Annotated in this window: 9 protein-coding genes; 4 read left to right on the plus strand and 5 right to left on the minus strand. The window is 44.3% G+C overall.

The genetic code is table 11. The features are described from left to right. Window position 1: 1 nt before the first annotated feature. Complete coding sequence (gene rocD, locus DYH63_RS06170; RefSeq protein ID WP_116787974.1) at window positions 2–1,243, minus strand: ornithine--oxo-acid transaminase; 1,242 nt, start codon at window positions 1,241–1,243, stop codon at window positions 2–4. Window positions 1,244–1,391: 148 nt separating this feature from the next. Next, window positions 1,392–2,993 (minus strand): ABC transporter substrate-binding protein, encoded by a 1,602-nt coding sequence (locus tag DYH63_RS06175; RefSeq protein WP_116787975.1) that lies wholly within the window; start codon window positions 2,991–2,993, stop codon window positions 1,392–1,394. Window positions 2,994–3,227: 234 nt separating this feature from the next. Between DYH63_RS06175 and gltB the strand changes: the two genes are divergently transcribed. From gltB to DYH63_RS06190, 3 genes are all read left to right on the plus strand, one after another. Continuing rightward, complete coding sequence (gltB, locus tag DYH63_RS06180) at window positions 3,228–7,754, plus strand: glutamate synthase large subunit (RefSeq protein ID WP_116787976.1); 4,527 nt, start codon at window positions 3,228–3,230, stop codon at window positions 7,752–7,754. A gap of 64 nt (window positions 7,755–7,818) precedes the next feature. Then, entirely contained in the window at window positions 7,819–8,235 is a 417-nt protein-coding gene (locus tag DYH63_RS06185; protein WP_116787977.1) for a hypothetical protein, read from the plus strand. A 156-nt stretch (window positions 8,236–8,391) separates the two neighbouring features. Continuing rightward, window positions 8,392–9,909, plus strand: coding sequence for a glutamate synthase subunit beta (locus DYH63_RS06190; RefSeq protein ID WP_116790755.1), 1,518 nt, complete (start codon window positions 8,392–8,394; stop codon window positions 9,907–9,909). Window positions 9,910–10,026: 117 nt separating this feature from the next. On the opposite strand, the gene DYH63_RS06195 is transcribed toward DYH63_RS06190, so the two are convergent. Both DYH63_RS06195 and DYH63_RS06200 read right to left on the minus strand, forming a co-directional pair. Beyond that, window positions 10,027–11,034 (minus strand): LLM class flavin-dependent oxidoreductase, encoded by a 1,008-nt coding sequence (locus tag DYH63_RS06195; protein ID WP_116787978.1) that lies wholly within the window; start codon window positions 11,032–11,034, stop codon window positions 10,027–10,029. A 122-nt stretch (window positions 11,035–11,156) separates the two neighbouring features. Further along, entirely contained in the window at window positions 11,157–13,463 is a 2,307-nt protein-coding gene (locus DYH63_RS06200) for an acyl-CoA dehydrogenase family protein (RefSeq protein ID WP_116787979.1), read from the minus strand. Window positions 13,464–13,582: 119 nt separating this feature from the next. On the opposite strand from DYH63_RS06200, the gene DYH63_RS06205 reads away from it, so the two are divergent. Further along, window positions 13,583–13,948 (plus strand): VOC family protein, encoded by a 366-nt coding sequence (locus DYH63_RS06205; protein WP_116787980.1) that lies wholly within the window; start codon window positions 13,583–13,585, stop codon window positions 13,946–13,948. A gap of 38 nt (window positions 13,949–13,986) precedes the next feature. Here DYH63_RS06205 and DYH63_RS06210 read toward each other — a convergent pair whose 3' ends face one another. After that, on the minus strand, window positions 13,987–14,568 hold the full coding sequence (locus DYH63_RS06210; RefSeq protein WP_116787981.1) for a PhnA domain-containing protein: 582 nt from the start codon (window positions 14,566–14,568) through the stop codon (window positions 13,987–13,989). Window positions 14,569–14,610 lie beyond the last annotated feature (42 nt).

Consider the following 14,610-nt stretch of genomic DNA (forward strand, 5'->3'; position numbering starts at 1 on the left):
GTTATTTTTCGAATTGTTTTAGTGTTCTCTTAATAATGTTGGTGCATTCCAGCAATTGCTCTTCTGTAATTACAAGCGGCGGCGCAAAACGGATTATGTTGCCATGTGTAGGTTTTGCCAGCAGGCCGTTTTCCATTAGGGCAACGCAAATGTTCCAGGCGGTATCGCTTTCTTCTGTATCGTTAATAACTACTGCATTAAGCAAGCCTTTACCACGTACCAGTGTTGCAATATTGCTCCCCGCAATATACGCATTCATTTCATTCCTGAAAATAGTGCCCAGCCTTTCTGCATTGGCAGCAAGATCCTCATCCTGCACTACCTCAAGCGCTGCTACCGCTACTGCGGCGGCTATAGGGTTACCGCCAAAAGTAGAACCGTGCTGACCAGGTTTTATAACGTTCATTATGGCATCATTGGCAAGTACGGCACTTACAGGGTAAGCACCGCCAGAAAGGGCTTTGCCCAGTATAAGAATATCGGGCTGCACATCTTCATGGTGTACCGCAAGCAATTTGCCTGTGCGGGCAATGCCGGTTTGTACTTCATCTGCAATAAACAATACATTTTTGCTTTCGCAAAGTGTTTTGGCTTTTGTCAGGTATCCGTCGGCAGGTACATATACACCGGCTTCTCCCTGAATGGGCTCTACTAAAAAGCCTGCTACATTGGGTTGTTCCAGTGCTGTTTCAAGCGCTTCGATATCATCATAAGGTATCTTTATAAACCCGGCAGTATAAGGACCAAAGTTTTTACGGGCATTTTCATCATTACTAAACGATATGATGGTAGTGGTACGCCCATGAAAGTTATTTTCGCATACAATAATCTGTGCCTCCTGTTCGGCAATGCCTTTCTTTTCATAGGCCCATTTGCGGCACAGCTTTATGGCGGTTTCTACAGCTTCGGCACCGGTATTCATAGGCAGTACCTTGTCAAAACCAAAGAATTTTGTAACAAACTCCTCATAGCGTCCTAGCCGGTCGTTATAAAATGCGCGCGAGGTAAGGGTAAGGGTTTGCGCCTGTGTTACCAGTGCATTGATGATCTTAGGATGGCAGTGCCCCTGATTTACGGCAGAGTAGGCAGAAAGAAAGTCAAAGTATTGTTTGCCTTCGGCATCCCAAACATACACCCCTTCGCCTTTGCTTAGTACTACAGGTAGCGGATGGTAGTTATGCGCACCATATTTGTCTTCCAGGGCAATAGCCCTTTCGGTATTCAATTTTTCTAAAACCGGCATTGTGAATTGTAATTTTATTTAAAAAACAGCAATTCCTTCTTAAGGAGAGAAATCATCCTATTTGCTGCAAATTAATAAAATTTAAATTATTTATATGATAGTGTAGGGTTAAATAAAACGTTTTAACTGATGTGGCTATTTAAGCAGCTTAGTTCTTCTTCACCCTTTTTAAAATCAGTAGGTTTAATGGGTTGATGCCAAGCCCTGTAATGTTTTTTTGTGTAAAGCGCGAAGCCTTATCATAAAATAACGGAATAACAGGTGCCTGTTCCATCACCAGGGCATCCATTTGTTTATAAAGTTCAAAGCGTTTAGTGTCATCCGTTTCTAAAAACGCGGCTTCGTATAATTTGTCAAACTCAGGGCTGCTAAAGTGCGTATAGTCCGGCCCGCCGGGAGAGAAATTTTTGCTATAAAATAGCGACAGGTAATTTTCGGCATCGGGATAATCGGCAATCCAGGTAGCTTTAAAGAACGAAGCCTTACCTGTAGCAATACTTTGTGTAAGCGTAGTAGGTGGGTTTACATCTACTTCTACATTCAGGCCAATTTTTTGCCATTCGCGCTGTAGGTATTCTGCAATATCCAGATAACTGGCTGTAGTGCTCATTTGTATTTTTGGGTTGGCATTACCGGTCTCTTTTTTATACGCGGCTACTAAATCACGTGCTTTTTGCAGGTTGTAGTTATAACCTTTAGCACCATGTCCGCCCAGGCCGGTAGGTATAATACCGTGCTCAGCGCCTATGCCCATGCCATTACGCAGGTATAATATCATTTTGTCTCGGTCAAATCCATAATTAAGCGCCTGCCTTAAACGCCTGTCTTTTATGGCGGGGTTATCGCCATCCATCCTGAATCCCATATACTCCGTGTTGAGGTAAGGCCCGGTAATCATGGTTACATTGTCTTTATATTTTGGCTGTAGTTCGCCTCTTGGCGTTAGGATCTCGTCTTTATAACTTGGGTCTAGCCCCGATACAAAATCAAGTTTACCCTGTACAAACTGTAAGAAACCACTTTGCTTATCGGGCAGGAAGGTTACCGCTACGGCTTCAAGGTAGGGTAGTTGCGTGCCATTTTCGTCATGCTCATAGTATAACGGGTTTTTTCGCAGTACAAGTTTTACACTTTCTTCCCAAATTTTAAATTGAAAAGGCCCTGTACCAATGGGGTTAGAGCGAAAATCATAACCTGGTAACTCAAAAGCCTCATGCGGTACTACCGAAGCATACTTCATTGTCAGCAATCCTAAAAAGGCAGGGAAGGTTTTGGCAAGCTTTATTTCAAAAACCGAATCGTTTACGGCTTTAAAACCTTTAACATTTTGTAATATCCATCCGCCTGGCGAGGCAACTTTTTCATCGCGAAGGCGGTTAAGGCTATACTCAAAATCGTGCGCCGTTACTATTCGGGTACTATTCGGTACAAATATTTTATTCTGATGAAAATATACATCCTTCCGCAAGGTAAAACTATAAGTCTTTCCATCTGGTGAAATACTCCATCGTTTAGCAATATCCGGTTTAATGCGCAGATTGTCATCCAGTTGTACGAGTCCGTTATAGAGTTGGTTACATACCCATATTGACGGACGTATTTTGGCAAATGCCGGGTCGAGCGAGTTAACCGCAGCATTCTCATTATACCTGAATACAAGGTTTGACCTGTCTTCTTCAGTTTTTTTTGAACACGAAGAAAGAATTAACAAAAAGGCGACGAAATAGGGATATTTTAAAAATTGGCGCATCAAAAAATAATAATGTAACGAATAGCTCGCTTTTGTGATTTTATTTTGAATTTTATTTATATCGATTCTAATTTAGGTGCATTTTATGCTGTGTTTGGCTCTTAAAGGTGATAATGATGTTTGTGTTTTAACATTTATTATGTAAAAATTTTATAATTTAACCACCCGTTTTTCAGCATAGTGTTTTAATGCACGGGATAAAGATAAACGGATTTTACATAACAATTGTGAGCAATGAACATTTTAATGGATAACGAACAGAAAGGCCTTTACGACTCAAAACATGAACATGATGCCTGTGGTATTGGGTTTGTAGCCAGTATCAAGGGGCGCAAGAGCCACCAGCACATATCTGACGCACTTACCATACTGGAAAATTTAGAGCACCGTGGCGCCTGTGGCTGTGAGGATAATACGGGTGATGGTGCCGGAATTTCGTTTCAGGTACCGCATGCTTTTTTAGTAAGCGAATGCGTAAAACTTGGTATTAAGCTGCCTGAAGCCGGACAGTATGGTGTGGGTATGCTGTTTTTCCCTAAAGGGATGGCAGAGGAGAGCAAGGAGGTTTTTGCCGAAACGGCAGAGCAGCTTGGCCTTGATATATTAGGATACCGCAAAGTGCCCGTTAACCGCAACGGCATAGGAGATACCGCGCTGAGCGTAGAACCCGAAATAGAACAGGTGTTTATTAAACGTCCTGACCATCTGGCTACTGATATTGAGTTTGAGCGCAAACTATTTGTGTTGCGCAACTATGCATCGCACACTATTAATAATACAATCCGTAAAAATGAGACAGGCTTTTACATAGCCTCGCTTTCATCGCAAACCATAATATATAAAGGGCAGCTTACCAGTAACCAGGTACGCCGTTATTTTACCGATTTGCAAAGCAAGCGTATGACGAGTGCTTATGCACTGGTACACTCGCGTTTTGCGACTAATACTTTCCCGAGTTGGGCACTGGCACAGCCATTTCGTTACATTGCACACAATGGCGAGATCAACACGTTGCAGGGCAACCTGAACTGGCTGCGCACTAACGAAAAAAACTTTGCCTCGCCACACTTTACAGCCGAAGAAATAAACATGCTGTTGCCACTTGTGGCCGGCAAGCAGTCAGATTCTGCGAGCCTTGATAATATGGTGGAGATGCTGATGCTTAGCGGACGCTCACTCCCGCATGTGCTGATGATGCTGATACCCGAAGCCTGGGATGAGAACGAAGCCCTCGACCCGATGCAGAAAGCATTTTACGAATACCACTCCTGCCTTATGGAACCGTGGGATGGCCCGGCTGCCGTATGTTTCAGTGATGGTAAAATGATAGGCGCCACGCTCGACAGAAATGGCCTGCGCCCCATACGCTACAGCATTACTAAAGATGACCGTATGATTCTGGCTTCAGAAACCGGAGTGCTTGGCCTCCATGCCTCTGAAGTGGTCAAAAAAGGCAGATTGCGCCCCGGTAAGATGTTGGTTGTAGACCTTGAAAAAGGTGAAATACTGTTTAATGAACCTCTTAAAAAAGAAATTTGCAGCCGCCAGCCTTATGGCGAATGGCTTGAAAAATATAAGATTACCATGAGTAGTGTGCCAGAGCCGCGCATTACGTTTACACCACTGGCACATCCGCAGGTATTTAAGTACCAAAAGGTTTTTGGCTATACTACAGAGGCTATCGAAGATATTATTATGCCTATGGCGCTCCACGCTAAAGAACCAGTGGGCTCTATGGGTACAGATACGCCACTGGCAGTACTAAGCAAGGAACCGCAACACCTGGCTAATTACTTTAAACAGTTGTTTGCACAGGTTACTAACCCGCCGATAGACCCGATACGCGAAAAACTGGTAATGTCGCTGGCGAGTTTTGCAGGTACAAGCGGCAACATCCTGGCCGAAGACCCTCTGGCGGCGCATAGTATCATATTACGCCACCCGATACTTGATAATTATTACCTTGAAAAAATACGCAGTATAGATACGGGCACGTTCCAGAGTAAGACCATACAAAGTTATTTCAGGGCAGATGGCAGCCCTAATGAGTTGAAAAAAGCACTCGACCGTATTTGCCGTTATGCTGTAGATGCTGTAGAAGACGGTTACCGTATGATCGTTCTTCAGGATAGAGCCATCGACTCGCGTCATGCGCCTATACCTTCTATACTGGCTGTTGCAGCGGTACATCACCACCTTATAAGAAAAGGGTTAAGGGGAGAGGTAGGCATTATTGCTGAAGCCGGAGACGTTTGGGAGGTACAGCACGCTGCATGCCTTATTGCTTATGGCGCTACAGCCATAAACCCATATATGGCATTTGCTACGATACGCGACCGTGTAGCAGAAGGATTATGCGATACTGCGGTACCTTTTGAAGAATTACGCGAAAATTATATTACTGCACTAAATAACGGATTGCTTAAGGTGTTTTCTAAAATGGGAATATCTACATTCCAGTCATATCAGGGGGCACAAATATTTGAAATATTGGGCATAAGCCGTGAAGTGGTTGATATGTATTTTAGCGGTACTACTTCTAACATAGAAGGGCTTAAGCTGGATGACATTGCAGAAGAAGCCCTTATTAAACACCGCTTTGCTTTTACCAATAAGCAAATACCAAGCGACAGGCTGCCGGTGGGCGGCGAACTGCAATGGAAGCGCAAGGGAGAGTTTCACCTCTTTAACCCGCAAACCATACATTTATTACAACTAAGTACAAGGACAGGCGATTATAACCTGTTTAAAAAATACAGCAGGCTGGTAAACGAGCAGGGCGAAAAAGCCTGTACGCTCCGCAGCCTTCTTGCTTTTAACAAGCAGCATAAATCTATCGCCATAGATGAGGTAGAACCTGCTGAAAACATTTACAAACGCTTCTCTACAGGAGCCATGAGTTTTGGCTCCATTTCATGGGAGGCGCATACTACACTGGCTCTGGCAATGAACAAGCTTGGTGCAAAAAGCAATACAGGAGAGGGTGGAGAAGACGAAGCCCGTTACGAGCCACTTAGCGATGGCAGGAGTATGCGATCTGGCATTAAGCAGGTAGCAAGCGGACGCTTTGGTGTTACAAGCCGTTACCTTACCGAAGCTGATGAGTTACAAATAAAAATGGCACAGGGTGCCAAGCCCGGCGAAGGTGGGCAACTACCGGGCGAAAAGGTAGACGAGTGGATAGGGCGTACGCGCCATGCCACACCGGGCGTGGGGCTTATTTCGCCGCCGCCACACCACGATATTTATTCTATCGAAGATTTGGCGCAATTAATATTCGACCTTAAAAATGCCAACCGTGCCGCACGCATCAGCGTAAAGCTGGTAAGTAAAGCAGGAGTGGGCACCATAGCATCGGGTGTTACAAAGGCCAAGGCTGATGTAGTACTGATTTCAGGTTTTGATGGTGGTACAGGCGCATCTCCTTTAAGTTCGGTAAAACACGCTGGCTTACCGTGGGAACTTGGCCTTGCCGAAACCCACCAAACGCTTATCAAGAACAAACTGAGACCCAGGGTTACCGTTCAGGCTGACGGGCAGATGAAAACCGGACGCGACATTGCCATTGCAGCATTGCTTGGTGCAGAAGAGTGGGGTGTTGCTACCGCAGCACTGGTTGTCGAAGGCTGTGTACTAATGCGCAAATGCCACCTTAATACCTGCCCTGTGGGTGTTGCCACTCAGGATAAGGAACTGCGCAGCCGTTTTAATGGTGAGGTAGACCATGTGGTAAACCTGTTTAAGTTCATAACTGAAGAACTGCGTGAGATCATGGCAGAACTGGGTTTCCGTACGGTAGATGAAATGATAGGGCAGGTTGAGAACCTGAAACAGCGTGAAGATATTGACTACTGGAAACATAAGAATATTGATTTATCGCGTGTAATTTATAAAGAACCAAACCCTGATAATGTAAGCCTTTACAAAACAGAAGAACAGGATCATGGCTTAAGCGATATACTGGACTGGCAACTGTTAGAAGCAGCACAGCCGGCATTGAAAAATGGCGAAAAGGTTAGTGCTGAATTCAGGATTCGCAATACCGACAGGGCAGTGGGCACACTATTGAGTAACGAAATTACCAAGATATATAAAAGTGATGGCCTGCCGGAAAACACCATAAACTTTAAGTTTTATGGCGCAGCAGGGCAGAGTTTTGGTGCATTTGCCACAAAAGGCCTAACTATGCAGATAGAAGGTGATGCCAACGATTATTTTGGCAAAGGCCTTAGCGGAGCAAAACTTATCATTGCCCCGCCGGCTAATGCCGGCTTTAAGCCCGAAGCCAATAGTGTAGTGGGTAACGTTGTGTTATATGGTGCTACCAGTGGCGAAGCCTATATCTACGGACGTGCGGGGGAACGCTTTGGCGTGCGAAACTCTGGCGCTACAGTTGTGGTTGAGGGTATTGGCGACCATGGCTGCGAATACATGACCGGCGGTCGCGTTGTTGTGCTAGGTAAGATAGGCAGGAATTTTGGCGCAGGTATGAGTGGCGGTATCGCCTATGTTTATGATGTGTATAAAGACTTTGCTGATCGCTGTAACCCTGAAATGATTGACCTGGAGCAATGCAATGATGCGGATAAGGCAGAGCTTTATGGCTTGTTGCTAAAACATTACGAATACACAGGAAGCGCTACAGCTAATTTTATGCTTAAAGATTTTGACAACCAGATAGCCAGCTTTATAAAAGTATTCCCTAAAGATTATAAAAGGGCATTGCTTAAGCAGGAGACAGAAAAAAGAATTAAGAATTAGTAAGCCGGATTGACCACAGCTCCTGCAAGGTTTTCAAAACCTTGTAGGCTATTATTTAATAATCATGATTGAACGTCATTTAGAACATTATCATATCAAAGGAGATTTTTCCTTTAAAGCTACAGAAGATTTAATGTTGAAGTGTAATGCTCCAACTAATTATAGCGGTATTTATCTAATATATTACCTTGATACACTTATATATGTACGTTCATCGGGACAAAAAAAGGATGGGATATTAAAAACTAGAAAATCAGGCGTGGGAGGAATGAAAGACAGAATAGTTAACGGATATCATCCTAAGTTTGGGAAGGTTAAGAGAAAAAAGATTTTTCCATTAAAAATGCAAGAATTTGAATTTGAAGAATTGAAATTCAAATGGTTTGTAACTTACGATAATGTTCGCTTTTTTGATTTTCCAACTGATGTCGAAAGTAAAGTATTAGCAAATATTAAAACTCGTCCTATTTGGCACAAATAACCTATAAGGTCTTATGACCTTACAGTTCGGGAAGCGGATAATAAAAAGATATTTCCCTCCTTGCCTATGGGTGTAATATGCCTGCGAAGCGGAGGGATATACCTGATATCGGGAAAGAAGGGCTGGAAAGTGAAGGCCTTCATAAAAAAAGAAAAGATGAAGCAGGAAAAAATAACAGGTTTTAAAGAATACCACCGTGAGTTGCCGGAAGTGCAGCCCGTTACACTGCGTATAAAACATTTTAAAGAATTTACAGCGGCTTATACTGATGAAAAACTGCACCAGCAGTCGGCGCGGTGTATGGATTGCGGCGTGCCGTTTTGCCATAGCGGCTGTCCGTTAGGTAATGTAATTCCGGAGTTTAATGATGCTGTGTTTAACGAGCAGTGGGAGGAAGCATATGATATACTTTCTAGTACCAACAACTTTCCTGAGTTTACGGGCAGGATATGCCCTGCACCCTGCGAGTCGTCCTGCGTGCTAAACATTAATCGCCCTGCCGTGGCTATTGAAGCCATTGAAAAGCATATCATCGAAATAGCTTTTGAAAAAGGCCTGGTGAAGCCCTTTCTACCGGAAGGGCGTAGTGGTAAAAAAGTTGCTGTTATAGGCAGTGGCCCCGCAGGGCTTGCCGCGGCAGAGCAATTAAATGCTGCGGGACATACTGTTACCATTTTTGAAAAAGATGATGCAGCGGGTGGATTATTGCGTTATGGCATACCTGATTTTAAACTGGAAAAGAATGTAATAGACCGCCGTGTTGCGATAATGGAGCAAAGCGGTATAAAGTTTCAGTACCATGCGCATGTGGGTATTAATGTATTCCTGTCAGATATATTGCATGAGTATGACGCCGTAGTAATGGCAGGGGGGGCTATGGTGCCGCGTGATCTTGATGTTCCGGGTCGCGACCTTAAAGGTATACATTATGCTATGGAATTCCTGAAACAACAAAATAAGCGGGTTGCCGGACAAGATCCGCTTGCCCACGCCGGTATAGAAAGTAATATTATTGATACTGAAGTTACTGCTACAAATAAAGACGTAATTATAATTGGTAGCGGAGATACAGGTAGTGACTGCATAGGTACGAGCATCCGGCAGGGGGCTAAAAGCGTAACACAACTTGCGCTGATGCACCAGCAGGGGACTGACAGGCCATTATATACGCCATGGCCGGAATATCCTGATGTGCACCGTACATCATCATCGCAGGAAGAAGGCGCAGAACGTCTTTTTGCAACCGTTACGAAAGAGTTTATTAGCGATGGACAGGGTAATGTTGCTGCTGTAAGGGTGGCTGATCTGCATTGGGAGTTTACGCCGGATGGTAAGCGTGTGCGTTCGGCAGAGAAGCCGGGCAGTGAGCGCATCATTCCGTGCGATCTGGCATTGATCGCTATTGGCTTTGCCAAACCGGAGCAGTTGCTCATTGATCGTTATGAGCTTGCTAAAGACGCACGCGGTAACCTGCTTGCAGATGACATTACCTATAAAACATCGCACAACAAGATATTTGCCTGTGGTGATATGCGCCGTGGCCAGAGCCTTGTGGTGTGGGCCATTAGCGAAGGCCGCGAGTGCGCCCGAAACGTAGATGCTTTTTTATGTAAAGATGCTTCGGTGCTGGAAAATAAGGATGCAAGTTTAGAGACAGAGGCTTTTGGCAATTAATGGAACAATTTATTAATTGTTTAATGTTGCAATTGAAGTACTTAAGATGGCATGTGAAATAACAAAAAAGACTACTTAGATTACATCTTAGTAGTCTTTTTTATTTGTAATTGAGTATTATCGGACACCAAACATATTTGCAATTAATTCATACGAATGTTTGCGGTCTTCAAAACTATCCGCCCATGTAGCTATCATTATTTCATCGGTATTATAATCTTCCGCAAGGCGGGTTATTTTTTCCTTAACCACATCTGGAGTACCTGCTATAAAGCGGTTGCGGTTCCAGGCAATGCGCGCACGCTGGTGCATGGTGTATTGCATGGCTTTTACCTCTTCAGGAGATGGCAGATCGCCGGTATTGCCCATTTCAATGTGCAGCATACGGTAGTCAAACTGTGTTATCCATTCGTCTACTACTGCCTGGTCTTCATGGCAAAAGGCAAAGATACCCACGTTTACCTTTGGCTCTGCCCATTCTTTACTTGGTTTAAAGCTATCGCGGTATATTGCAACCACTTCGGGCCCTCCCTCTGGATTAATAAAGTGAGCAAAAGATAATGCCATGCCAAAATGTGCAGCAAACTGTGCGCTGCCGCCACTGCTGGTAAGCATCCAGAGTTCCGGCATTATTTGGGGGATGGGGTAGGCCTTAACCTTATCGTGTACGGTTTCGGGCATTTCTTCATCACGCAGCCAGGCGCGTACGTCAATCAGCTGCTCCATCAGGTCTTTTTCGCTAAAGGTATTGGCAGGATTAAGTAAATGCGACGAAAGCCTGTCGCCACCCGGTGCACGGCCTATACCAAGGTCGATACGATTTGGGAAGAGCGTTGCCAGCATACCAAAGTTTTCGCTGACTTTTAGCGCCGTATGGTTAGGTAGCATGATGCCACCACTGCCTACACGGATGCGCTTAGACTGCGATGCAAGGTAGGGGATAAGCACCTCTGGGGTTGTACCCGCCACAAGTTTAAAATTATGGTGTTCGCTAACCCAGTAGCGTTCAAAACCCAGTTCATCGGCGAGTTGTACCAGCTTGCCAGATTCCATTAAGGCTTCGTGAGCAGTACTGTTTCGCCCTACCTGAGATTGGTCTAGCACGCTAATCTTTATATTTTTCATGTGTAATTTACTGCTAAAATGTAATAAGCAAATTTACATATAAAAATCGAAATATTTAAATACGTTTATTTGTATTCCAGTAACCGAAAGGTTTTTAAAACCTATAGGCTACTGAAAGTATGTTACGCCTGAGCAATTTTAGTTGTAGCAATGGCACCAAGGCAGTTTTTAGGGATGTTAAATGCATCTACAAGCGGCACCGCATCCTGGCGTGTTTCCCAGCACAGCTGGCTTACCAGTTTACGAATGGCCTTTGTCTTAACACCTTCCATATACCCTTGTTCCAGGTACCAGGCTTTGTGCTCATCAATTTTGTTCAGGGCAAATAAACTATAAAGACGTGTAAGTACTTCGGAAAGTGCAGGGTCTGTAAGCCCGTTTATTTTTGCATGGAACTGCTCTAGTATAATACGTTCAAGATATGCCTCAGATATTTGCAGCATGTGCGGGTGCATAATGTTAGCTGCATCAAAACCGTCAAGCCCATCGTCTACCAGTTTTTTAAAGCGCCTTGCGGCAGAAGCCGTCAGTTCGCGCTCGCGGTATTTAAACGCCTGTAAATGAAAGGCAGGATCTTTAAGGTGTGTTTCGTCGGTATTGCGGGTAGCGAACGGGTTTTTCTCTGTGATGCCCGTTTTGGCCTGCTCCACTACATAATTAAATATAGTACTTACATTCATTTCTCCAAACTCCTTGCGATATTCACCCAGTCGGTTTTTGGCGGTCAGCTGCATCAACACCGTATTATCACCTTCAAAAGTAGTGTAGATCTCTGTATCATTTTTAAGGTCGTCAATACGGTTTTCGCTCAGGTAACCTTTACCACCACAAGCTTCCCGGCACTCCTGTAACATATCGCGCACGTTCCAGGTAGTGTATGACTTAAGCCCAGCAGCCAGTGCTTCGATTTCCTGCATATCATCCTCGCTTCGGTTGATGAAGCGTTTGGTGAGGTATTGCAGGGCAAAAGTAAGCGCATAGGCATTTGACAGATAAGGCATCAGCCGTTTTTGGTGCATACGGTAGTTAAGTATTGGCACTTCGTTTCCTCCTTCAGGACCAAACTGCCTGCGTTTATCGCTATATTTAATAGCGGTTGCAAGTCCGGTTTTTCCGGCTGCCAGTGCCGAACGCGGTATGCCAATGCGACCACCCACCAGCGTACCCAGCATGGTAAAAAACCTGCGGTTATCGCTTGGTATGGAGCTTTCAAAAGCACCGTCTTCGCTAACGCTCGCAAACTTATCCAGCATATTTTCATACGGAATCTCTACATTATCAAAATAGATAATGCCGTTATCTACACCGTTAAGCCCCATTTTGTGGCCACAGTCTTCGATGGTAATGCCCGGTAATACTTGTTTTTCTATATTGCGAATGGGTACGATAAAAGCATTAACGCCATAATCTTTACCATCAATCACCAGTTTAGCAAAAACGGTAGCTGCTTCGCCATGTGTGGCGGCATTGCCTATATATTCTTTACGGTCATATTTCTCAGGAGTATTTACTATAAAACTACGGGTGGCATGGTTATATGTAGCCGTAGTGTGAATGCCTTTAACATTGCTGCCGTGGTGTGTCTCTGTCATGGCAAAACAGCCCGGTAGTTCTAATGAACCTATTTGCTCCAGGTATTTTTTATGGTGCTTTTCGGTACCCAGGAACAGGATGCTCATACCCCAAAGGCCAAATTGCACACCAAATTTAATTACCAGACTCAGGTCCTGGTAGCTTAGGGTTTCCATAATGGCAAAGTAGGCTTCCATATCGCCCTGCCCGCCTTGTGCCTTAGGGTAAGCATAACCGCCCAGGCCTTCCTTAGCCAGTACCTTGCACCAGTCCAGCACCTTTTCTCGGAAAGCAGTAACATCAGGGTCTACCACAGGGTTAAACTCCTCTCGGCTGATGATGCTTTTTACTTTATTGATGATGTTTGCATTGTCGCCATCCAAAAAGGCAGTCATTTCGGCAATGTCAAAACTATTTTGGGTATTGTGCTGCTGGGTAAGGGTTTTGCCTTTAGGGCGATAATCGGCAATGGCTTCGCTGCCAATAATGCCAAATTGCTGCTCTAACTGCGCCACACCGGGTGCGTAATTTTTAATATCCTCTTCGTTTAATGCAGGTCTTTCGGCATTGGCTATCAGGATACCCAGATCAGTTAACGAAGCAGCCTTAGCGCCACCTGCAAATGCGGTTTCAATCTTTTCCCGCCACTGGAACAGTTCTGAGCGCGATGGCGGAACATCAGCATTTATCTTAGATTTCAGGAATTCCTTTTCTGCCTTGGTAAGCCAGTCCTGGTTATTTATAAAATTGGCAATTGCCTTATATTCGTTGGTCGAAAGTTCGTTATCCTGCCATGCGTGGTAAAGTATGGGTAATAGCAGAGCAAGCTTGGGGTCGTTATTAAAAGTAATGTCCATTGCTGTAAGTTTGTTGCCTTAAAAATAAGCATTATCTTACATTGGCTATTGTAAAGTAGTGTTAAGGTTTACGCCAAAAAATGCATAGCTTTGTACTATAACCGTCAAACAGTATTGCTATGGAGCATAATGCAAAATCGATCCGCTCATTTATAGGAGCCAAAAATTTTGAGATATCAAGCCGTTTTTACCGCGACCTTGGTTTTGAAGAAAATGTACTGGGGACAGGCTTTTCGGTATTTAAATCGGGTAACCATGCATTTTATTTACAGGATGCCTATGTAAAGGATTGGATAGACAATACCATGGTTTTTATGGAAGTAGAAGATGTACACAAATTTTGGGAGCAACTTGTGGAGCTTAACCTGTCCGAAAAGTATGATGATGTGCGTGTAGAACCCATACGAACCCTGGACTGGGGCAGCGAGTGCTTTGTTGTAGACCCATCGGGTGTATTATGGCATTTTGGGACGTTTAACAACTAAGCATCCCAAAATGCTACAACTATAATTTGGTCAGTCGATTACTGCTTCTTTACATATTTTGTAAGGATAACAATAAGCTGTCCGTCAATTTTACCTTCAATCTGTTCGGTATTGTCGTGTACAAGACGAATATTGCGCACTGCTGTACCCACTTTTGCGTTTAGGGTAGAGCCCTTAACGTCAAGGTCTTTTATAAGGGTAACGCTATCACCTTGTTGTAGTATGTTACCATTGCTGTCTTTATGAAACTGCACGCTGGCATCGCCGGTATGGTCACCGGTTAGTTTGGCGTATTCTAAAAGCTCATCGTCCAGATACATCATGTCCAACGCATCTGCAGCCCAGCCCTCCTCGCGGAAACGGTTTAGCATACGCCACGAGACCACCTGAACAGCAGGGACCTCGCTCCACATACTTGTAGGCAGTATGTTTTGCCAGTAGGCGGCATCCGGCTCTTCTTTTTTATCAATCTGGGCAATGCATTTCTCGTCTATCAATATAAAACCATCCGCACCCAGGTTGCGCGCGGGCTGTACTTCATAAGCTACAAGGTTAGCCGTTGTGCCACAAAGTTCGCATTGGTTGCCGCTGCGTTCCTGCAGCAGTTGTTCTGTTGTCATAGTAAGGTTTTGAAGGACAAATGTAAGAAAAATAGAGAAGGA

The organism is Flavobacterium psychrotrophum, assembly GCF_003403075.1.
Classification (GTDB): domain Bacteria; phylum Bacteroidota; class Bacteroidia; order Flavobacteriales; family Flavobacteriaceae; genus Flavobacterium; species Flavobacterium psychrotrophum.

Coding starts and splice junctions, on each gene's coding strand:
- DYH63_RS06185 (WP_116787977.1), top strand. CDS start 7,819: ATGATTGAACGTCATTTAGAACATTATCATATCAAAGGAGATTTTTCC.
- DYH63_RS06205 (WP_116787980.1), top strand. CDS start 13,583: ATGGAGCATAATGCAAAATCGATCCGCTCATTTATAGGAGCCAAAAAT.
- DYH63_RS06200 (WP_116787979.1), bottom strand. CDS start 13,463: ATGGACATTACTTTTAATAACGACCCCAAGCTTGCTCTGCTATTACCC.
- DYH63_RS06210 (WP_116787981.1), bottom strand. CDS start 14,568: ATGACAACAGAACAACTGCTGCAGGAACGCAGCGGCAACCAATGCGAA.
- gltB (WP_116787976.1), top strand. CDS start 3,228: ATGAACATTTTAATGGATAACGAACAGAAAGGCCTTTACGACTCAAAA.
- rocD (WP_116787974.1), bottom strand. CDS start 1,243: ATGCCGGTTTTAGAAAAATTGAATACCGAAAGGGCTATTGCCCTGGAA.
- DYH63_RS06195 (WP_116787978.1), bottom strand. CDS start 11,034: ATGAAAAATATAAAGATTAGCGTGCTAGACCAATCTCAGGTAGGGCGA.
- DYH63_RS06175 (WP_116787975.1), bottom strand. CDS start 2,993: ATGCGCCAATTTTTAAAATATCCCTATTTCGTCGCCTTTTTGTTAATT.
- DYH63_RS06190 (WP_116790755.1), top strand. CDS start 8,392: ATGAAGCAGGAAAAAATAACAGGTTTTAAAGAATACCACCGTGAGTTG.